Origin of the sequence: Geitlerinema sp. PCC 7407 (assembly GCF_000317045.1) — a bacterium.
Lineage (GTDB): Bacteria > Cyanobacteriota > Cyanobacteriia > PCC-7407 > PCC-7407 > PCC-7407.
Window position 1 is genome coordinate 2,711,943 of sequence record NC_019703.1, and the last position, 22,672, is coordinate 2,734,614.

General features: G+C 50.7%; 11 protein-coding genes. All 11 read left to right on the plus strand.

Going from position 1 to position 22,672, the window contains the following annotated elements:
• Nucleotides 1-273: 273 nt before the first annotated feature.
• The gene (gene drmD / locus GEI7407_RS11050) at nt 274-3,531 is read left to right on the plus strand and encodes a DISARM system SNF2-like helicase DrmD (RefSeq protein ID WP_015172253.1); all 3,258 of its coding nucleotides are present in this window, start codon (nt 274-276) and stop codon (nt 3,529-3,531) included.
• 18 nt (nt 3,532-3,549) lie between these two features.
• A complete protein-coding gene (gene drmD / locus GEI7407_RS11055; RefSeq protein WP_015172254.1) occupies nt 3,550-6,711 on the plus strand; it encodes a DISARM system SNF2-like helicase DrmD in 3,162 nt (1,053 codons plus the stop codon).
• A 3-nt stretch (nt 6,712-6,714) separates the two neighbouring features.
• Entirely contained in the window at nt 6,715-8,190 is a 1,476-nt protein-coding gene (locus tag GEI7407_RS21060) for a hypothetical protein (protein WP_015172255.1), read from the plus strand.
• A gap of 49 nt (nt 8,191-8,239) precedes the next feature.
• Entirely contained in the window at nt 8,240-12,184 is a 3,945-nt protein-coding gene (locus GEI7407_RS11065; protein WP_015172256.1) for an Eco57I restriction-modification methylase domain-containing protein, read from the plus strand.
• A 118-nt stretch (nt 12,185-12,302) separates the two neighbouring features.
• On the plus strand, nt 12,303-15,785 hold the full coding sequence (gene drmA / locus GEI7407_RS11070) for a DISARM system helicase DrmA (RefSeq protein ID WP_015172257.1): 3,483 nt from the start codon (nt 12,303-12,305) through the stop codon (nt 15,783-15,785).
• On the plus strand, nt 15,782-17,674 hold the full coding sequence (gene drmB, locus GEI7407_RS11075) for a DUF1998 domain-containing protein (RefSeq protein ID WP_015172258.1): 1,893 nt from the start codon (nt 15,782-15,784) through the stop codon (nt 17,672-17,674). The genes drmA and drmB overlap by 4 nt, the downstream gene beginning before the upstream one ends.
• Nucleotides 17,671-18,474 carry a DISARM system phospholipase D-like protein DrmC gene (drmC, locus tag GEI7407_RS11080; protein WP_015172259.1) on the plus strand — a complete coding sequence of 268 codons (804 nt, stop codon included), beginning with the start codon at nt 17,671-17,673 and terminating at the stop codon, nt 18,472-18,474. Before drmB ends, drmC begins: the two co-directional genes overlap by 4 nt.
• Nucleotides 18,475-18,937: 463 nt before the next feature.
• Nucleotides 18,938-20,251: an ABC transporter substrate-binding protein gene (locus GEI7407_RS11085; protein WP_015172260.1), complete on the plus strand. Its 1,314-nt coding sequence runs from the start codon at nt 18,938-18,940 to the stop codon at nt 20,249-20,251.
• 87 nt (nt 20,252-20,338) lie between these two features.
• Entirely contained in the window at nt 20,339-21,250 is a 912-nt protein-coding gene (locus GEI7407_RS11090; RefSeq protein ID WP_015172261.1) for a carbohydrate ABC transporter permease, read from the plus strand.
• Between the two features lie 13 nt (nt 21,251-21,263).
• Nucleotides 21,264-22,148, plus strand: a complete 885-nt coding sequence (locus GEI7407_RS11095; protein ID WP_015172262.1) for a carbohydrate ABC transporter permease — start codon at nt 21,264-21,266, stop codon at nt 22,146-22,148.
• Nucleotides 22,149-22,256: 108 nt separating this feature from the next.
• Nucleotides 22,257-22,610, plus strand: coding sequence for a hypothetical protein (locus GEI7407_RS11100; protein ID WP_015172263.1), 354 nt, complete (start codon nt 22,257-22,259; stop codon nt 22,608-22,610).
• The last annotated feature ends 62 nt before the right edge of the window (nt 22,611-22,672 follow it).

Below are 22,672 nucleotides of genomic sequence, written 5' to 3' on the forward strand. Positions count from 1 at the left end.
CAATACGCTACTCCAAAAGTCCTACCGCACTCCAGAGACTCCTCATCACGAATAAACTCCCTACTCCAAATATTGACGCAGATAGACCTATCACAATGAGCATCGACCAAGCTGCTGCTCACCTAATCTGCTCGACCTTTGTAGCTTTTTAGTTAGTTGTAGGTAAAAGTGGGCATCCTAGGTCAAGGGCGATCGCCCTCTCGATGAAGGCAGAGCTCCATCATCTGTGACCTAGAAGTCTGCGTGCTGTTTATTGACTGTTAAGGAGTACAAATGACATCTACGATTCTCGAACCTGGACAGATCGTTCGCGTTCGTTCTCGCCAGTATCTGGTCGAAGATGTAATTTGCGCCAACCCAGCAGTTAATGGAGACACCAGAGTTCGCTTAGCCTGCCTCGAGGATGATGCGCAAGGCGAAATCTTAGAGGTTTTTTGGGAGCGAGAAATTGACGCCCAAGTTCTTGAGGCCAGCTCCTGGAAAGCAGTTGCGCAACGGGGATTTGATAATCCTCGGTACTTCTCGGCCTACCTCCATGCGCTGCGATGGAACTGCGTTACCTCGACAGACCCCAAATTATTCCAAGCCCCCTATCGCGCCGGGATTGAAGTAAAGGCTTACCAACTAGAGCCGCTACGGAAAGCTCTAAGAATGCCACGAGTTAATCTATTCATTGCCGATGATGTGGGATTGGGCAAAACGATCGAGGCAGGTCTGATTTTACGCGAGATGCTGATGCGGCAGAAAATTAAGCGCGTGGTTATCTCCTGTCCTCCCTCAGTCGTGCGCCAGTGGAAAGATGAGATGGAAAGCCGCTTTGGGTTGACCTTCATCATCTACGATCGCGACTTTGTTGCTGCCAAACGACGCGAACGGGGATATGGGATTAACCCTTGGAAAACCCACACTCGATTTATCATTTCCCATTCACTGCTGCGGGATGAGGCCTACGCAGCCCCCTTGCGAGATTGGCTGCAAGATTTTTCGGCTGGGTCGATGCTCATTCTGGATGAGGCACACAATGCAGCTCCTGCCAGTGCATCACGATATGCGATCGACTCTCAGTTAACTCGAACAGTGCGTGACCTAGCACCCCGGTTTGAGCACAAATTGTTTCTCTCTGCTACACCTCACAATGGACACTCTAATAGCTTTACAGCACTGCTCGAAATCCTTGATTCACAACGGTTTTGTCGTGGCGTGCCGGTACGGAGCAAGAAACTACTAGATGCCGTAATGGTGCGGCGACTCAAGCAAGACTTGCGGGAAATCAACAATGCGGATTTCCCGAAGCGGGAGGTTATCCCAATCATCATTGACGACTTACCCAAAGATGCCCCTGAGCTGAATCTCTCCCAACTACTTCAGGAGTATCGACAATGTCGCGAGGAACGGCTGAAGGATGCACCGAAATCCACACAAACAGCTGCTCTCTTAGTTTTAACTTCTTTGCAGAAGCGGTTGCTGTCATCCATCGAGGCGTTTGCTCGCACGCTGAAAGTCCATCGTCGGGCAATCGAGCGGCAGGCGGAACAACAATCCACTGTCCATCAGAACTTCTCTCTACTGCAAGAATCGCCAGGAAACGATGATGATCGAGCGGATTTGGATGAGGACGAAGTGCTGAAGGAAGAAGCCGCTCAGATGGAAAAAGCGACTCAAGTAGCAAGTGCCTTCATCTCACAGCGCGAGCTTGATCTACTGGAGGAAATGACCCAAATTGCAGAGCAGGCAAGGCATCAGCCCGATAGCAAAGTGAAGAAGCTGGAAGACTGGATACGACAACACCTCTGTCCAGATTTAGGTAAATCAGGAGCAATCTGGCTCAATCGACGGGTTTTGATTTTCACTGAGTACACCGACACTAAACGCTATTTAGAAGAGCAACTGGGAGCCATCATTGCCCCCTCCGATCGCGGTCCCGATTCGCGTAGCACTTCCTACGGGGAACGCATCGATACCTTTCACGGTGGGATGGGTGAAGAACAGCGAGAGTATATCAAACAAGCCTTTAACGCTGACCCGGCTCGCCATTCCCTCAGGATTTTGATCGCGACGGATGCGGCACGGGAGGGGGTGAACCTCCAAAACTATTGTGCCGATCTGTTTCACTTTGACGTGCCCTGGAATCCCAGCCGAATGGAGCAGCGCAACGGACGAATTGATCGCAAGCTTCAGCGTGAGGCTACAGTTCGCTGTCACTATTTTGTGCTAGCTCAGCGGGTGGAAGACAGGGTGCTGGATGTATTGGTGAAAAAGACCAGGCAAATCCAGGAGGAGTTGGGAAGTTTGTCTCCTGTCGTGGAGAAGAATGTCTCAAAGCTGTTGGATAGCGGAATTCGTAAGGCGGAAATTCAGAAGCTAACAGAGGCGATCGATTCTTCAGACAAGGCTGACCCAGAATCTACTGAACGTACCAGCAGGATTACTGAGGAGTTGGAGGCGATTCGGTTACGGCAGGGCAAGCTCTACCAGCAGCAGTTGGAACTGGAAGATATGCTTAGGGATTCCAAGCTGTGGCTAGGACTAGACGATCGCCATTTTCGAGATACACTATCGGTCTCTCTGGAGCTGATGGGAGCAGAACCGCTCAAACCGCTGGACGCAGCAACCGCCGTTGGGGATGAAGAACGCAGCCAGTGGCTTGTACCAACGCTCGATCAACAAGCGGGGGCTGATTCGACTTGGGCAACGACATTGGACACCCTTCGGGCACCCCGACAGAAGACCCAGAAGCTATGGGATTGGCGGAAAGAAGCTCCCATTCGTCCAGTTGTTTTCCGAGATCCGGGTTCATTGGATGGTCAGGTCGTGCATCTACATTTGGAACACCGGATTGCCCAGCGGCTTTTGGGGCGGTTTCTCTCCCAGGGATTTTTGCATGATGAGTTGACTCGTGCCTGTGTTTGCCGCACTGATGATCCTGTTCCACGAGTACTAATTCTTGGGAGGCTATCACTGTATGGCGATCGCGCGGCTCGTTTACATGACGAGATCGTTATTGTCGCAGCCGAATGGATTGATCCAGAGGCCAGAGGCAAAGGCAAGCTCCGTCCCCTAAGCGAGGGTGAGAAGAAGGATGTGATGCAAATTTTAGAAGATTCACTGGCGCATCCTCGCTTAAGAAATGTGCCCAACGTTTTGCTTGACAAGCTGAAAACTCACACCGAAAGGGATGTTGAAGATTTACTGCCTCATTTGAAGCGACGTGCAACAGAGTTAACTGAACGTGCAAAGCGCAAATTAGAGCAGCGGGGCGAAAAAGAAGCCGCAGAAATGAAGACCTTGCTGGAGGAACAGCGCGATCGCATTCTCAAGCAAGTAAAGCAATACAACGTTCAACAGCTCTCGTTCTTTAACTCGGAAGAGCGCCGACAAGTCGACAGCGATCGACGGCACTGGGAGAAGCGTGTCACTGAGCTAGAGCAAGAGATTTTGAGTGAGCCGGAGCGAATTCAGCAAACCTATCAGGTGAAAGCTGAACGAATTGAGCCGGTGGGTGTTGTGTACCTATGGCCAGTATCAAACTGAGCAGTGGAGAAAATGACTATGACTGACCTCTCCTGGGATCCAAGCCAAGCAAATCAGTTGGTAAGGATGCGAAATAATCCTGGAAAGCAAGGAAAAACCACTGGCAAAGTAGTGGGGTCTGCTGGACGGTTACTAGTAGAAGTAGATTTTGGTCCCAATGAGAAGAAATTGAGAAAATTTGAGCAGCTAGAACCCGTTGTAAAAATAGAGGGGATTCAAGACCTACTCAGAAAGGGCAGCTATGGTTCCCTATCTGATTTACGACGAATTCTCATTTATGAGAAAGTCAAAGGTCAACTCACGAATATTCTTTACAGCATGGAGTCTAGCAATACGCAATTTTATCCTCACCAATTTAAGCCAGTGCTTAAATTTCTAGATTCTCCAGTAGGTCGACTGCTCATTGCAGATGAAGTAGGACTAGGCAAAACAATTGAAGCAACGTTTATCTGGAAGGAATTGCAGGCGCGACAAGATGCTCGTCGTTTATTAATTTTGTGTCCAGCAATGTTGAGAGAGAAGTGGAAAGCAGACTTACAAAACAGATTTAGTGTAGATGCTGAATTAATTAACGCACAAGGCTTACGAGATAAAGTCAAACGCATGCTTCAAAACCGAAGCATGCAATCAAACAGTAGCTTTATTCACATTGCCAGCCTCGAAGGAACTCGACCGCCAAAACGGTGGATAGAGCCGGAGACTACAAGCCCGCGTGCTGAATTAGCAAGACTACTAGATCAAAATCCCGCTACTGATGAGTTTAGTATCTTTGACTTAGTCATCATTGACGAAGCACATTATTTAAGAAACCAAGAAACCTCTAACAATACTCTTGGTCAGCTATTACGTGATGCATCCAGACATCTCGTTCTCTTGACTGCCACACCCATTCAAATTAGCAACGTTAATCTTTTTCAATTACTCCATCTAGTCAGCCCTGAAGACTTTGAGTATCAGCAGATATTTGAAGATATGATACGAGCGAATAGGCATATCATTAATGCTCAAAATGCTCTCGAACAATCAGAGCCAGATACATATAGTCTTCTTGAAAGTTTGTCTGAGGCTAGAAGCAATCAGTATTTTCGTGCAAACTCAAGACTAGCGAATCTCGAAGGAGAAGTCCGTAAGGGTGATGCTCCAGATCTAGAAAAAATCATTCAGTGGCGTCAGACCTTAGAAAGTTGCTCCTTGCTAGGGCAGTTTATGACTCGCAGTCGTAAACGAGATGTGCTTGAGAATCGGGTCAAGCGATCGCCACAGCCTCTAACTATCAGCTTTTCACTCATAGAAAAGCAAATTTATAATCACATTTCACATCAAATTCGGAAACTTGCAAGAGATCAAACTGGAATAGCCCTGTTTAGCCTAATTGTACGGCAACGTCAGATGGCTAGTTGCATGGTTGCCGCTTTGAGAGAATGGAAAGCAAAAGGCATATTAAGGCAATATGTAAATACCGACAATGAAAGCCTTGCAGAGAATCTTTGGGAAGACTTAGGGATTCTATTTGATGAAGAAGAAGCAAGTGAATATCAATATCCGTTTTCAGAAATTGATTTTTCTGATGAAGATCTAGAACAGCTCAAAACAAATGACAGCAAATATCAAGAATTGATTAAGCTGCTTCGCAAAGAGCTTTCAAGAAATCCCAAGGAAAAGTTTGTTCTTTTTGCCTATTTTCGAGGCACTTTAGAGTACTTGAGGGAACGTCTTGAGGAAGACAGGATTTCGAGCTGCATCATTCATGGCGGTATTGCAAGCAGCAAGGATAGTATTCTCAAGCTTTTCAAAGACACAAATATTTCTGTGCTTCTTTCCTCTGAGGTCGGAAGTGAAGGGATCGACTTGCAATTTTGTCGTTTTTTAATTAATTATGATCTGCCTTGGAATCCAATGCGTGTTGAACAGCGAATTGGACGTTTAGACAGATTAGGACAAACTGCCAATCGAATTTCAATTATTCATTATGTGATTAACGATACGGTTGAAGAGAGAATCTTGAACAAGCTCTACGATCGCATCGATGTATTTAGAGAAAGCATAGGCGATCTTGAGGAGATTTTAGGAGATAAAACCGAGACCCTTATCTTGGATTTGCTGAATCCTGATCTTTCAGAACACGAGCGAGAAGTAAGAGCAAACCTCACACTGGCAGCGATTGAGACTAAGAAAAGGGAACAGGATAGGCTTGAACAGGAAGCTGGCAACATGATGGCCTTTGGGGAGTATATCTTGAATGAGATTACTCAAAGTCGCCAGCAGGGTAGATGGCTAAGACCAGCGGACTTAAAGTACTTCATCGACGATTTCTTTCAACTTTATTACCCTGAAACAACGATCACTTCCAAACAGAATGGCTTTATTGAAATCAGTCTTTCTTCACAAGCGAGAATAGATCTCAGGCTGTTTTGTGACAAAAGGCGACTTGCAACGCCAACAAGGCTTCAGGTAGCTCCTATCACTTGCTTTTTTGACCCCAAAGAAGTTGAGTCAATGGGCAAAGGTGGGTTTGAGTTTCTAGATTCAACACATCCTTTAATTCAATGGATTCGGGATGAATATGAGAAGAAAGTCAAAGATGCAGGAGTTTCTCATCCGTTCCATAGTGTCTCAGCATTAGAAGTTAGCAATGAACATGTGAATTGTATTCCGGGTACATACCTTTATGTTATACATCTTTGGGAATTTCAGGGAATACGGACAGAAACACGTCTTGCCTTTGAAGCAGTTCGAGTAGAAGACAAGTCAAGGTTACTGAATAACGATATAGAAGCTTTGCTTGACAAAGCTTTGGTTTATGGATCACCCAAGCCTAATGTGATTAACTTCGTTAATCAAGACGAAATATTCAAATTATATGAAGAGTGCGAAGAGAGGCTCCAGCTAGACTTCTTAAAGTTTGGAGACGCCTTTGAGCAAGAAAATACCGATCGATGCAATGTGCAAGAGCAAAGTATTAGAGCCTATACCAATAGGAAAATACGGGATCTGCGCGAAAGGATTGAGAAATTGCAGCTTGAAGGTAAGTTACGCCCTATTCCAGCTTTTGAAGGCCAATTAAAGAGAGTTCAGCAGGACTGCGAAGTCAATTTAAAGAAGATTGATCAGAAGCGAAAGTATCAAGATAAAAATCCAGAACTGGCAGCAGGATTAATTTTCATCACTCAGGCAAGTTAAACTATGGCTACATCAAGCTTAAGTCTCAATCTCGGCATTGACTTTGGAACCCAGTATACAAAGGTTTGCGTTCGAGATACCGATCATGACGAGTCCTGGGTTGTTATTCCTGGCAACCCTGCTACACGAATCGAGGGTGGCTTAATCACCAGTCAAGTAGGGATACATTCAGATGGCCGTCTGATTGCTGGATTAACCCAACCTGAATGGAGACACTACCTTACAACTCATCCCGATTTATTCATCGTAGATTTTATAAAAATGCGGCTTGCACGCCTTGATCCAGGTCGTGAGGCAAGCAACTGGTACACCTCGAAGTTACCGACGGTACAAGGAGTTAATCTTTCAAATCCTGAATCCTATGAGAATCTGTGTGCGTTTTTTCTGTATCGAGTAATCAGGCGATCTAAAGACTGGATTTATCGATACAATGCGGATTTACTAAAAGGAGTTGAAGTTGATTGGAGTGCAATTGTAGGTGTACCTGTTGAATATTGCGATTCTCCTGCTCTAGCACGATTCCATCGGGTGCTTTGTCTTGCGTGGCATTTGAGTGTTTACAACGTTGGTCAAGTCACTCTGTCGACGGTAGACAAATATCTGCGTAAACTGCGTTCTAGCCTTGATATTAGCGAGATGCCTTGCTTTACGGTTCCTGAAATGGCAGCAGCAGTTTATTCATATACATTTTCTCGTCAAGCTAAACGAGGCACCTATGTTTTTTTTGATATTGGGGGTGGCACTATGGAGGGCGCTGCCTTCCGGTTTCACAGAAACAATATTGATGAAACACCTCAAATCGACTTTCTATCAGGCTTGGTTGAACCCGTTGGCGTTAATGCTTTAGCCAAGAGAATCGCTCATAGCTCATTAGATCTTGAGAGAAAAATTGAATTTTCAATTATCAATAACAGTTCAGCATGGGTCGCCAAAATTGATGAGCTTTCTAAGCTCTATAAAAAGAGGCTGAAGATATCAGAGTCGGGGGATGTCATCGCTAACAAGCATGGAATTCCTGTCAGGGTTATTCAAAATGATCTCCGGCCTGATAACTTTAATATGTATGCCACTCAGATTTTGATACTGGCACAATCACTAATACACCGACAGGTAGCTGCTGTTCTAGGAGACTGTAGACGCAAGCTTCCTATGCATGAAATACAAAATATTTCTGTTTTCTTGGGTGGCGGCGGCATGGTGTCTAACTATTATATCGATACAATCGAATCTACTTATGACGCTTTTCACCTAGGCTCTACTGGAATGCCCCGTTACAAAATGAGAAACATTCCTGTGCCTGGCGATTTTAGTATGAGTGGGCTAGAGGAGGACGACTTTCATCGCTTCTCAATCGCCTATGGGCTTTCTATTCCTGATTACGATGCCCCCGAGTTTAAGTTACCGACTCAAATGCCTCATACTCCTCCTCCAGCAAAGGGACCAAGATGGATTCCTGAAAGTAGTGAGGATGATGGATAAGAGTTGCCAATGGCGGCAACGTATCAATAGATATTGAGGTTTTAATGTAATGGCAACCGATTTAGACATTCTTAAGCATAAGGAATGGCTTGGGCTACTTCAGCCAATCGGTCTCGTCGTTTCACCGCCAGCCCTCATCAAGGCCCAGGCGGTAGTCGATCGCGGGAAACTTGTTGATCTGCAAGATCGATTGCTGGGAGTCATTTCAACAGAGCCGATTTCTCGACATCCGGACGACAAGATCGCCTGGATCGAGAACTTCCCGGCCTTTACGCAGAAGGTGTTGGGATGGCGCGATCGCGATCTTGCTGGCGCTTTGTGCCCAGACGAGTTGCCCGAGAATCTATCGGTCGCTTTGCCTGGCTATGGGGAAGTGCTGCAACCGACCTATGCGGTTCGTGATCCTGATACTGAGCAATGGGTTCTCCTGATCCAGGAGGTTGCGCCGGGGTTGCCTTTTGATGAAGATGATCCGGCATCGGTGGCTGGGCATGGTTGGCAGGCCAGCATTCAAGCGAAGTTTGAGCGGTTGCTGCGGGAGACGGGTGTATATGCCGGATTGCTGGTAAACGGCACAGAAATTCGATTGGTTTATGCACCCAAAGGAGAGTCTTCGGGGCATCTGACTTTTCCGGTACAGGCGATGACGGAGGTGCCGGGGCGGTTGATTTTGGGTGCGATCGATCTGCTGCTGGGGGAAGATCGGCTGTTTAATGTGCCGGAGGATCAGCGGCTGACTCGGCTGCTGGAGGATAGTCGCAACTATCAGGCCGAAGTTTCTACCAAGCTATCTGGACAGGTTTTGGATGCGCTGTGGGAGCTGCTGCGCGGATTGCAGGCGGCGGATGCGGCGGTGAATGGAAAGATTTTCAGAGAGCTAGCTGAAACCGATCCACAGCATATCTACGGGGGACTGATTGCCACGCTGATGCGGCTGGTGTTTCTGCTGTATGCCGAGGATGAGGGGCTGATGCCGGATGATGAGGTGTATCAGCGCAACTACGCGGTGTCGGGCCTGTACGAGAAGCTGCGGGAGGATGCGGGCAACTACCCAGACACGATGGATCAGCGGTATGGAGCGTGGGCCGCTCTGTTGAGCCTGTTTCGGCTGGTGTATGACGGGGGAGGACCGACGGAGGAGTATCTCCCAGCACGGCATGGGCAGTTGTTTGATCCAGATGAGTATCCCTATCTAGAAGGCCGCTCCCTCGGTTCTCGCTTTGCGACCTGTGGCAGGATTGAAGCCCCTCGCGTCTCGGATGGGGTGATCTACCGGATGCTGGATAAGCTGCTGGTGCTGGATGGAGAGCGGCTGTCCTATCGATCGCTGGACGTTGAGCAGATCGGCTCGGTCTATGAGGCAATCATGGGCTATGAGGTAGAGATCGCTCGCGGACGATCGATCGCGGTGCGTCCAAAAGATGTGGTGGTGGATGTGGACGAAATCCTGGCGGCAAAGCCAGCCGATCGCGCCAAGATGCTCAAGGAGGCAGAGTGTGAGCTAAAAGGGGGCGCTCTGAAGGAGCTGAAGGAGGCCAAAACGGCAGAGGAGATTGCCGCTGCCATTGGTCGGCGGGTTTCGCCTAGAACGCCAAACCTGTTGGCGGCGGGCAGTCTGTTTTTGCAGCCGGGAGAGGAGCGGCGGCGATCGGGGTCTCACTACACACCCCGGAAGCTGACGCAGCCGATCGTAGAGAAGACGCTGGAACCGGTGCTAAAAAATTTGGGTGAGCATCCCACGCCAGAGCAGCTATTGGATCTGAAGGTGTGCGATCTGGCGATGGGGTCGGCGGCGTTTTTGGTGGAAGCCTGTCGGCAGCTAGCAGACGAGCTGGTGGAAGCCTGGAACTACCACGGGAAGCCTGCGGATCTGCCGGAGACGGTAGAGGATGTGGTGGTGGCGCGGCGACTGGTGGCGCAGCGGTGTTTGTATGGGGTGGATAAGAACCCCTTTGCAGTGAACCTGGCGCGGTTGTCGCTGTGGTTGGTGACGTTGGCAAAGGATTTGCCGTTTACGTTTTTGGATCATGCGCTGAAGTGTGGTGACTCGTTGGTGGGGCTGACCAGGGCGGAGATTGGCAGCTTTGGGGCGAGTGCGGCCTATGAGCCGACGGTTTTTGAAGAGCACAAGCGGTTGATGAAGCAGTCGGCAACAAGGGCGCTGGCGTATCGGCAACAGATCCAAGGGTCGGATACCCGATCGGATGGGGATGCGGAGGCGAAACAGGCCCTGTTGCAGGATGTGGATCGATCGCTGGAGCCCACTCGACTGGCGGCAAAAGTCGCTATTGCGGCGTTTTTCGCGGGGGGAAATGCGAAACAGCGGCAAAAGAATCGTGAGGAGTTTGGTGGGAAGCTGATCGGCTATGAGAAGGGGTTGGTAGACGAATCCGAGGTGCAAGCGGTGGTTGCCAAGCTGACCACAGGGACAAAAGCCGTGTTGCCGTTTAACTGGGAATTGGAGTTTCCAGAGGTGTTTGAGCGGGAGAATCCAGGATTTGACGCGATCGTCGGCAATCCCCCATTCGCCGGAAAAAATACCACGATCAACGCCAACCCCGAGGGCTATCTAGAGTGGCTCAAAGTGGTCCATCCAGAATCCCACGGCAATGCAGATCTGGTATCTCATTTTTTCCGTCGATCTTTTAACCTGATTCGCCAAAACGGCACCTTTGGCCTGATCGCGACAAACACGATCGCCCAAGGAGATACTCGCAGCTCGGGACTTAGATTTATCTGTCAGAATGGCGGCACAATTTACAACGCGCAAAAGCGGGTGAAATGGCCCGGACTAGCGGCAGTAGTTGTAAGCGTGGTGAATATATTTAAAGGCAGGTATCAAGGCGTCAAGAGCCTGGACAATCGAGCACTCGAAAGAATTACAGCGTTTCTATTTCACGATGGCGGACATGAAAATCCAGCCGTATTGATTGCCAATGCCAACAAGAGTTTTCAGGGCAGCATTGTATTAGGCATGGGTTTTACTTTTGATGACTCAAACTCAGATGCAACCCCCATTGCAGAGATGCACCGCTTAATCGAAAGTGATCCACGCAATGCCGAGCGGATTTTTCCTTACATCGGCGGCGAGGAAGTGAACAGCAGCCCTACTCATGCTCACCATCGCTACGTGATTAATTTTGGTGACATGAAGGAGGATGAGGCGCGGAAATATCCTGACTTGATGGCGATCGTTGAAGAGAAAGTTAAAGGAACTCGCGGAAAGCATTCAACCGCGCCTTGGTGGCAGTTTGAGCGATTACGAGAAGAGTTATTCAAAGCGATCGCCCAGTGCGATAGGGTACTAGTCACCAATGCTCAAGCATCAACTTATTTATCATTTATCTTCTACCGACCAGATGTAGTATTTGCGAATAGCCTTAATATTTTTCCATTGCAGCGAGACTCAGATTTTGCTGTATTACAATCGCGGGTGCATGAAGTTTGGGCACGGTTCTTCAGTTCCTCAGTTAAGGATGATCTTCGCTACAATCCCTCCGACTGTTTTGAAACCTTTCCCTTCCCCCCTGACTGGGAAACCAACCCCACCCTCGAAGTCGCAGGCAAAACCTACTACGAGTTCCGCGCCGATCTCATGATCCGCCACAACGAAGGACTCACCGCCACCTACAACCGCTTCCACGACCCCGACGAAACCAAGCCCGACATCCTCAAACTGCGCGAACTCCATGCCCAAATGGATCGCGCCGTCCTCGATGCCTACGGTTGGGCAGATATCCCCACCGACTGCGAATTCCTGCTCGACTACGAAGACGACGACCCCGCAGGCACCAGCAAACGCAAGAAGCCCTGGCGCTACCGCTGGCCCGAAGAAGTCCACGACGAAGTTCTCGCTCGCCTGCTAAAGCTCAACCAGGAACGGGCTGAAGAAGAGAAACGAGGAGGTCAAACCACTAGGAAACAGGCCAAGAAATCTCGCCCATCTCCGCCGCCAAAACCCTCCGAGCCTACGATTCCAGGACTCAATCTCTGATTTTTAACTAATCAGCGCGGCATAAAAATCAAGGTAAAGCCCTCGGTGATTGCAAGACTGAGACGATCGGATCGGTGCAATGTATTCAACGTTTTTGCTCAAAATGTAACGCATTCCCATGACAACTTCTGCTGAAATTCGCTCTGCCCTAGTCGATGCTCTCCAAATCGACCTAGTGGGGCCTAAACCTGACAACACAGAGCACGCTGAAGAAGTACTCCTTCAGGCTCCCTCTAGGCGATATCTCACCGGCTTCCTGGCTCCCTTTGGCGCAAAACTCGACGATCGCTCAGACGACGAAGGAGACATCGAACCACAAGAGCTAGGAGAGAAAGCCACCAGCGAAGATAGTCAACTGCCCGAGCCAACTCCCGCGCGCAAAGCACCATTTCCCTCCTCTATGGGAATGAGCTTTCTCATTTCCCCCCGGACCACAGAGCTGCTAGCGACAGTTCACTGGGCCGATTACAAACCCATTGAGAAAGACAGACCCCCTCTCGAAACAGAGGAGCCAGACGGCACTCAGCAGCCCAAATCGCGAGAATGGCGGCGGATTCCTCAATCGGTCTCCCGCAGCATCGCGATCCGAGCGTCGAAGGATTCGTTTACAACCGATCTTTCCGCAGGGAGTGGCCTTGCCCTCGTCGTCAACTGTCGCCCCGTGACGGATCATCGCTTTGAGGCAGGAACCCTTTCCGTTTCTATCTTTCTTGTCAATAACCGTCAGATGGCCTCTAGCGAGAAAGATACGTCCTTTGTCTTTCAAACTTGCCTCATGGTGCAGTGCTCAGAGGGATTTGTGCCCCGCGCAGACCCACGGGGCCTAGATAGCAGAGACCCCGATGAGGCGATCGCTAACCTCCAATATCGCCACGAGTACGAGTTTGCCGTGGGGCACAACGTCTCCGTCATCGCCCATGCTGCCCTCATCCCTCGCCCCTCTCCCGTGTTGGGAGAGGGAAATCGTCCGTCTCCCATTTCCCCGAGTGAGAGACGGGTTGGAGATGTGGGGGCCATGTGCACCGAGGTCTGTACTACCTGGATTCCGATCGCTGAGGTGCCCAGGGTCGAAGCCGCCCCCTTGCCCATGGTCCAACTGGACATGGAGGCATTAGCCACGGCCAAAAATGCAGAGGTGATCCAGCAAATGCTCAGCCCCATGGTGGCAGAATACCGCACCTGGATCGCCGCTCAGTACAACACCCCCATTGAGCCCCCCCAGGCCAACAACGTTGCCCAAGCCCTGCTGAACGATGCTCGCCGTGCCTGCGATCGCATTGAAGCAGGCATTCATTTGCTGGCTGACCCGCAGGTGCTAGAAGCCTTTCGGACTGCCAATCGAGTCGTGGCGATCGCGCGTCGTCGCCAACTCAGCCAAGAACAAAGCCAACCACCAGAAAGTTTCCAGCCTCCTGCATGGCGACCGTTCCAGCTTGCTTTTATCCTGCTCAATCTAGTGAGTATTGCCCAGCCCGAGTGTCTGGATCGAAGCATCGTTGATCTGCTGTTTTTCCCCACAGGGGGTGGTAAAACAGAAGCCTATCTCGGGCTAGCCGCCTTTACCCTAGTGCTGCGTCGCCTCAAGCATCCAGGCATTCGCTCTGCCGGCGTGAGCGTCCTCATGCGCTACACCCTGCGATTGCTCACCCTTGACCAGTTAGAGCGAGCCTCTCGTCTGATTTGTGCCCTAGAGCTAGAGCGACAAAAAGACCCGACAAAGCTGGGTCAGTGGCCTTTTGAGATTGGGCTTTGGGTGGGACGGGCCGCAACCCCCAACAGACTGGGCAAACGCGGGGAAAAAGACAAGTACTCTGCCCGTGAGCGGACCCTTACCTTCAAGCAAGATAGCAAAAACGAACCCTCGCCTATTCCCCTAGAGCGCTGCCCTTGGTGTGGCGAGAAGTTTTCGGCCAACTCCTTTCAGCTGCAACCGACCGAGGATACGCCGAAAAATCTCACGGTTGTGTGCGTCAATCGAGACTGTGACTTTCGCAGCCGCAACCCCCTACCCATTCTCGCAGTCGATGAGCCGATTTATCGGCGCTTACCCTGCTTCATGATCGCCACGGTCGATAAATTTGCTGCACTGCCTTGGGTGGGACAAACCGGGGCGTTGTTTGGTCGTGTCACCCATTACCAGAATGGTGAAGGCTTTTATAGCGCCGCTGATCCGACGATCGCTGGTAAACCATTAGACAACTACCTCCCCCCTCCTGATTTAGTGATCCAGGATGAATTGCACCTGATCTCGGGTCCCCTTGGTACGATGGTCGGCCTATACGAAACGGCGATCGACACGCTCTGCTCCCATACCAGCGCCGACTCCGGTAAACCCATTCGCCCTAAAATCATTGCCTCAACCGCCACAGTGCGGCGAGCCAAACATCAGATTCAAGCCCTCTTCGGTCGGGGTCATGTCGATATCTTTCCGCCACCTAGCCCCGATCGCCACGATTCCTTCTTTGCCAAAACAGACTTTACAGTTCCCGGACGGCTCTACCTGGGCGTTGCTGCCCAGGGACGCAGCCTCAAAGTTGTTTTGCTCAGAACCTATCTGGCGCTCATGTCAGCCGCCTACAAGCAATACGAAGAACAGGGCGGCAAACGGAACAAGGAGAACCCGGCTGACCCCTATATGACCCTGATGGGATACTTCAACTCCTTACGCGAACTGGGAGGAAGCCGTCGAATTGTTGAAGACGAGGTCGTCGCTCAACTGGCGAACTACGGCGATCGCCTACGGCCCGGTGAGCTCGTGGGACCATTTCTCAATCGGAAAATTGACGACGAGCCTGAAGAACTCACCTCGCGGGTCAGCACCAACAAAGTTGCCAATACCAAGCGTCGATTAGCCCTGCCATTTCACGAAAAAGAGCGAGTCGATGTGGCGCTGGCCACCAACATGATTTCCGTTGGTCTGGATATTGTGCGGTTAGGCTTAATGGTTGTTCTGGGACAACCCAAAACAGCCGCAGAATATATTCAGGCCACCAGTCGGGTGGGTCGAGATCCCAAGCGTCCTGGATTAGTCGTTACCCTGCTCAATGTTCATCGACCTCGCGATCGCTCTCACTACGAACGCTTCCAAAGCTGGCACAACAGCTTCTACAGAGCAGTCGAGGCCACCAGTGTCACTCCCTTTTCGCCTCGTGCCTTAGACCGGGGGTTAGCAGGGATTGTTGTTGGGCTCACTCGCTTGAGTATTCCAGCAATGACCCCGGCGCTGGGAGCCGCAAACATCAATAGTCAGGAAGATGGAATCAAGGCAGTCGTGGAGGCGATCGCCTGTCGCGCTGAGAGTTACAGCCCGGACCTAGATGCTGCCGCAACGAGCAAGCTACGGCAGCAGGTCAGAGCACAGGTACTAGATCTAATCGACACCTGGAGACAAATTGCGAATCGAGATAAGCAGCTGCAATACCAGAAGGAAGCCGATCTCGCTCCTCCGCTACTACTAGACGCACTCAGCCCAGATGCTGACAAAGAGCCCCGCGAACGTCAAAAGTTCAAGGCTTACCGTAGCTTGCGCGATGTCGAAGCAACCGTCAATCTTTGGGTACGCGAGCCCTATGGACTGGATATGGAGGACGAAAACCGATGAGCAATAAGAAAAGCCAGCCTAAACCCAGTGGCGAATTGCGGCAGAGCCAAGTGCTAACCACCTTCGGTCCTGGCTCAATGGTCGATTTACCGACCCACTCTGTCGTCATTGCGGGATTGACCTACTGGAAAGGCGATCGCCAAACTATTTGGGAGGATCGGCTCCGCTACAAAGTCGCCAAAAGCCTGGACATCGATCCTCAGACAATCCAACTCTGCACACCACCTCAACAATCTAGCGATCCCCGAGCTGCCCTCAGTGGCATTGATGCCTTTGTCTTCCCCACTTGGTTTCTGGGACAAGTAGACAGAACCTATCAACACAAGGATGGCAAAGTTTACCGAACTCGACCGCTAGTGAGGTGGAGCGCAGTCAGAAGCGGGTTCAAGCATGAAGGCAGAAAAACTCAAGCAGTCCCTGTCCGCTTCGTCCAGGCTTGTACCAATGGTCATCTCAGCGATATCGATTGGTACGCCTTTGCTCACAATGATTTCAATACCCGCTGCTGCAAACCACTTTGGTTAGATGAGGGCGGCTCCGGCAACGACTTCGAAGAAATTTTCGTTCGCTGTGAATGTGGCAAGCGGCGTCCTCTTTCCAACGCCAAACTAAAAGATTCCAAAGTACTGGGTAAGTGTCAGGGACTTCGCCCTTGGTTAGGTCCCCGTGGTCAAGAGTCTTGCACTACACACAAAATCAATAGCAATGGTGACACTACAGAGCAACCTGAATACAATCGTTTGCTCGTGCGCTCTGCCAGCAATACCTACTTCAGCCAAACCCTTAGCGTCATTTCCATGCCCGACCAGGCGGCTGAGCTGAAGAAGGCAGTCGATTGCTTCTATGAGGAAGATTTACAGTTTGCTGAAGACTTGGCAGATATTCAAAAAGAATTCAAGAAGCCGAAGTTTGCTGAACTGGCCAACTTTGGAGCAGAGGTTGTCTGGACAGAAGTGAAGCGGCGTAAAAGTGGGTTAACGATTCCAGACAAAAGTATTAAGCAAGTAGAACTGGAGGCACTACTCGCCTGCCCTGACGAAATGGGCAAAGAAGTTCCAACGGCAGATCAGGATTTTCAGGGATATGCTCGTCGTTTGGATACGCTAGATGCGAAATGGCGATCGGCCATCGATCGGGTCGTGCTGGTGCATCGTTTACGGGAAGTTACGGCGTTGATTGGCTTTACCCGCTTTGAGGCTGCCATGCCGAATATTGAGGGTGAGATTGATGACTTAGCGATCAATGTTCGTAGGGCCAAGCTAGACTTCGAACCCAAGTGGGTGCCTGCGATCGAAAACTTGGGTGAAGGTGTTTTCATCAGCATCTCGAGAGACGCAATCCGCAAATGGTTGGAACGCCCGGAGGTTAAAGCCCGGGAAAAGAAGCTTGAGCAGGGATTTTACAAATGGCTCGACACGAGGGGCATTCCCCGCGACAGGACAAAGTTTCCCGGCACACCATACATCATGCTGCACTCTCTTTCTCACTTACTCATCACAGCCGTGTCTCTCGATTGCGGCTATGCCTCCAGCGCCATCCGCGAGCGGATTTATGCCTTTGATGATATTGGCTACGGTATTCTGCTCCACACGGGCACTTCAGGCTCAGAAGGGACTCTAGGTGGCTTGGTTGAGGTCGGTAGGCGGATTGAAGAACACCTCGGCAGAGCCTTAGAGTACGGTCGGCTATGCTCCAATGACCCCGTATGCGCCCAGCACCAACCGGATGACGCACAGGAGGATCGTTTACTGCACGGAGCGGCCTGTCACGGGTGCTTACTCATTGCCGAGACTTCCTGCGAACGCCGGAATGAAATGCTGGATCGCGCATTAGTCGTGAACACCGTAGCAGGACTGGGAACAGAATTTTTCCCAGATATTGTCTCATGATGTCTCCGTTGATGAAATTGAGCCGTCCTGCTCTGGTTGGTCTGGCTTCCGCCCTGGAAACCGAGCGGTTCAGCTTCCCAATTTATCCATTCGCTCTGGCAAGCTATGTACCAGAGCAACTGACAGGGGCGATCGCGTCTGAGCTCAATCAGCTACAGCAGGAGGGCATGAGCCCAGTGCATATGGCCTATATGCTAGAACTACTGGCACAGGAGCGCGCGATCACCCACCAAAAACAAGACCAAATCGATCTAGTCTGGACAGGCCCTGAACTTTCTGGGAGCGAGAGCCGCGATACAGCGGTAGTTGTGCAAGAGCTTTTCAGCAGCGCACAACACAGCGTCTTAGTTTCCAGTTTTGCAATTGATCAAGGCAACAAAGGGCGCAAGCTGTTTCATCCCCTGGTGAGACAGATGGACTTAAATCCCAACCTAAGCGTCCGCCTATTTCTAAACATCAAGCAAAATTATAGAAACGCAAAACCTGCCTCTATCCTGCTAGAAGAGTTCTCTCATAATTTTCGTCAGCATGTTTGGTCAGGGTGTCAACTACCAGAAATTTTCTATGATCCCCGATCGCTAGAATTATCGACCCAGACAAACGCCTGTCTACATGCAAAGTGCATCATCATTGATGAAGAGAAAGCCTTTATTACATCTGCAAATTTCACAGAAGCAGCCCATCAACGCAACATTGAGGCAGGAGTTTTAGTGCGTGATCAAATTACTGCAAGAGCAATCTTGTCACAATTCGAGATGCTAGTCACTCAAGGCATTCTCTATCGAGTTCCAGGATTCTAGACCTTATCAATAAGATTTAAATTAGACAATATTTAACATCTCGAACTTGATATTTTCTCAAAATCATTTTTCAGAAATTCATGTTTACTCAGCACTCAACCGTTTCTACTACCAACCTTCGTGAATCAGTTCATTAAAAAGTCAGCCATCGAAGGCTTCTGAGCTAAAAGCAGAAAGGCGATGGAACCTTGAAATTCATATCAAGCAAGACTTTGAGCCAGCATAACAACACCACAAAAGCATTGATTCAAAAATCACTCTTTGGAAGGAAGACACATAAAACATCCATCTTTTTGCAGATGCTTTTATGGACATAAATGTTAGCCTTCTAAGATTTCGAGAATGAAATATTAATCTACTTTAATTTCTATTGATTTTATTCTCAGCTTTTTATGATTGCGATCGCCAATGTCCCGAAACGCGGTATTACTTTGTTAGAGAATTTCAAACTTAATACACCATCGTGACTGTCTTCACGCGGATTAAGCAACGGCTTGTCTCCTTTGCAACATCCTTTCGGCGATCGCGATCGCCTCGATTGGCGATCGCTGCCTTTTTGGTAGGACTCAGCATTACATTCGCCAGTTGGGTTTTGGCCCAGCAGCCCGTCACCGTGACGGTGCTGCTCCAAACCCTGGAGGCCTCTCAGTGGAGTTCTCTGATTGAGGACTTTGAGGCTGAAAACCCCAATATTCGCATCAGCATCATCGAAGGACCCAACGCAACGGACGCCATTTCCGATCTCTATACCTCGTCATTTCTCTTAGGAGATTCTCCCTATGACCTGGTTTATATGGATATTGTCTGGGTGCCCAAGTATGCCGCTGCGGGATGGCTTTTGCCCCTCTCCGACCGCGTCACAGACGAAGATCTCAATGACTATCTGGAAGCCGATCTCGAGGGGGGACGCTACGATGGCGAGCTCTACCGCATCCCGTTTCGGACCGATGCTGGGATGCTCTACTATCGGCGCGATCTCTTAGAAGAGGCGGGCTTTGAGCCGCCAGAGACCTTTGATGATTTGATGCGTATCTCCAAAGCGCTCCAAAACGCTGGAGAGGCAACCTGGGGATTTGTCTGGCAGGGCAATCAGTACGAGGGATTGGTTGCTGACTATGTCGAGATCCTAGAAGGATATGGCGGGTTCTGGATTGATCCGGATACTCGAGAAATAGGCCTCGATCAGCCTGCGGCGATCGCCTCTGTCGAGTTTCTGCTCAGCACCATTCGCGAAGGCATTTCTCCCCCCGGCGTCACCACCTACCAAGAAGAAGAGACCCTCCGTCTTTTCCAAAATGGCTCGACGGTCTTCCTACGAAACTGGCCCTACGTCTGGCCAGAAGTCAACCGAGAAGACTCACCCATTGCGGGCAAAGTCGCCCTCAAAGCCATGGTCCACGCTCCGGGCGAGAACAGCGGGGCCTGCAAGGGAGGCTGGGGCTTTGGCATTGCCAAGTCCAGTCGCCACCCCGACGAAGCTTGGAAAGTCGTCGAGTTTTTCAGCCGAGCAGAGTCGCAAAAACAGTTTGTGCTAGAGAACGGCTATGTTCCCAGCCGCAAATCTCTCTTTCGAGATGCGGATATCTTGGCGAAATATAGCTATTACGACGAGCTAATCGATGTTGTCGAGCAGTCTGTTTTGCGCCCCCCGATTGGTCAGTATGACCAAGCTTCAGACATTCTTCAGCGCTATCTCAGCTCTGCGCTCACTGGCATCCAGACGCCTGAGCAGGCCATGCGGGCGGCAGCCGCCGAGACGCGCCGACTCTTGAGCTAAGGGGTCTGGGCGATCGCCTTTTTGGGGCGCTTCTCACTTCTCTACTGGTCATATCTACTTTTTGATAACCTCACTTTTGTCAGGCGCATGGTACAGCCCAACAGCACAATTCGATCGCGGGAGAAGATGACCGGCTGGTTCTTGGTGATACCCGCCCTGCTCATCTTGCTGCTCGTCTATGCCTTTCCCATTGGGCGAGCCTTTTGGCTCAGCTTTCTCACCCAGAACCTTGGAACCGAGCTTCAGCCAGAGTTTAACGGCATCGGCAACTATATTCGAATGATCGGGGATGGACGCTTTTGGCAAACCATCCTCAACACCACTGTTTTTACCCTTTCATCGCTGGTCCTGGAGTTGGTGCTAGGAATGGGAGTCGCGCTGATGCTCAACCAAGCCTTTCGCGGGCGGGGCATCGTGCGGACGATCGCCATCATTCCCTGGGCCTTGCCCACCGCCCTGATCGCCCTCACCTGGCGCTGGATCTTCAATGATCAGTATGGAGTTTGGAATGATATTTTGCTTCGCCTCGGGATCATCGACCAAGGCATTAACTGGCTCGGCCAGCCCACCACGGCCATGATGGCAGTGATCGCCGCCGACGTTTGGAAAACCACATCCTTTGTGAGCATTTTGCTCCTAGCGGGTCTCCAGTCGATCCCCGAAGATCTCTACGAAGCCCACTCCATTGACGGCGCGTCCACGTGGCAGAGTTTCCGGCAGATTACCCTGCCGCTGCTGCTGCCCCAGATTCTGATCGCTACGCTGTTTCGCTTTGCCCAGGCCTTTGGCATCTTCGACCTCGTGCAGGTGATGACCGGGGGAGGTCCAGCGGGTTCGACAGAGATGGTTTCGCTGTATATCTACTCCACCGTGATGCGCTATCTCGACTTTGGCTATGGGGCCGCGCTGGTGGTCGTTACCTTCTTGATCTTGCTAGGCGTGGTGCTGCTGGCCAACTATCTTCTGTCCCGAGCCCGCAACGTCACTGGTGTAGAGTAGCGCAGAAAAAATCATGACAACGACTCATCAACCCACCCCTACTCAAACCGAGAATCCCTACGAAAAGCGCCAGCGCATTCGCAATATCGCGATCGCCCTTGGCGTGTTTTTGACCGTGGTGATCAGCCTTGCCCCCATCCTGTGGCAGGTGCTGACGTCGATCAAGGTCAACGCGGATATCTCTGCTGTCCCCAATGTCTATATTCCCAGTCGCTATACCCTCGAGCACTATATTTTGCTGTTTGAGCGGCGGCCTTTCCTGCGCTATATCTTCAACAGCGCTTTTGTCGCCATTGTCTCTACGGTGCTTGCTTTGGGACTGGGTGCTCCCGCTGCCTACGCTCTGGCGCGTATGCGGATCCCGGGAGAGCGCATCATTTTGGGAATTATTTTAATTGTCGTTTTGTTCCCTTATATTTTGCTGTTCTTGGGTCTGCTGCAAGTGGTGCAGGCCTTGGGCATCGGCAACAACTATCTGGTGCTGATCGTGCCCTACACCGCCATTAACCTGCCCTTGACCATTCTCACCCTGCGCAGCTTCTTTCTTCAGTTGCCCAAAGATCTCGAAGATGCAGCCAAAGTGGACGGCTACAGCACCCTGGGCATGCTGCTGAAAATCGTGCTGCCCATGACCCTCCCCGCGCTGGTCACCACAGGCATTTTGGCCTTTATCTTTGCCTGGAATGAGTATATTTTCGCGCTGACCTTCGTGACGCGAGAGTCTCTCAAAACGATCCCCGTTGCAGCGGCCCAGCTCAGCGGCGCGACGCTATTCAGCATTCCCTACGGTCCCCTGGCCGCCGCGACGTCTCTGGGAACCTTTCCGTTGATTATTCTGGTGCTGATCTTCCAGCGCAAGATCGTTCAGGGTCTCACCTCCGGCGCGGTTAAGGGATAGCGGTGGACGATGGCGAACTTGTTCGCCTATCTTTGACCGACTCAAGCAAAGATACCTGTTGAGATATCCCGCTGAGTTTATCCTTCCGCCCCCTCAGGAGAGTCGTTCATGGCTGAGATTACCGATCCAGAAGGCGAGCACCGCAGAATACACTGGGCCGCTGAGCAAACTGACGTGGCGACATTGATCAACGCCTACAGAGGCTGGTATCACTGGGCAGATGCCAAGGAATGGGCCTCAGGCGCTGCTTTTTTGCGCAGACTTAGTCAAGTAGGCGCTGGCAGTCCGGAGGCGATCGCCCTTTTTATCGAGCAGATGAATTTCCACGCCCAGAGCCGAACTAAATCAGGGAAATATATTTACAGCGCCGCGAAGGATGCCCTGAAAGCGCTGGCTGAGCAGGGAGATCCCTCGGCGATCGCCGCTTGGGAGGAGATGCAATCTTCCAGCGAGAAACCCTAGGTAGACATTCTCTAACTGGGCTTAGGGCGATCGCCCCATTTCTCAAAGAAAATCCCTCGAAG

Bases quoted from the DNA above. Each gene is read 5' to 3' on its own strand.
- drmD (WP_015172253.1), top strand. From the start codon at position 274: ATGACATCTACGATTCTCGAACCTGGACAGATCGTTCGCGTTCGTTCT.
- drmD (WP_015172254.1), top strand. From the start codon at position 3,550: ATGACTGACCTCTCCTGGGATCCAAGCCAAGCAAATCAGTTGGTAAGG.
- GEI7407_RS21060 (WP_015172255.1), top strand. From the start codon at position 6,715: ATGGCTACATCAAGCTTAAGTCTCAATCTCGGCATTGACTTTGGAACC.
- GEI7407_RS11065 (WP_015172256.1), top strand. From the start codon at position 8,240: ATGGCAACCGATTTAGACATTCTTAAGCATAAGGAATGGCTTGGGCTA.
- drmA (WP_015172257.1), top strand. From the start codon at position 12,303: ATGACAACTTCTGCTGAAATTCGCTCTGCCCTAGTCGATGCTCTCCAA.
- drmB (WP_015172258.1), top strand. From the start codon at position 15,782: ATGAGCAATAAGAAAAGCCAGCCTAAACCCAGTGGCGAATTGCGGCAG.
- drmC (WP_015172259.1), top strand. From the start codon at position 17,671: ATGATGTCTCCGTTGATGAAATTGAGCCGTCCTGCTCTGGTTGGTCTG.
- GEI7407_RS11090 (WP_015172261.1), top strand. From the start codon at position 20,339: ATGGTACAGCCCAACAGCACAATTCGATCGCGGGAGAAGATGACCGGC.
- GEI7407_RS11095 (WP_015172262.1), top strand. From the start codon at position 21,264: ATGACAACGACTCATCAACCCACCCCTACTCAAACCGAGAATCCCTAC.
- GEI7407_RS11100 (WP_015172263.1), top strand. From the start codon at position 22,257: ATGGCTGAGATTACCGATCCAGAAGGCGAGCACCGCAGAATACACTGG.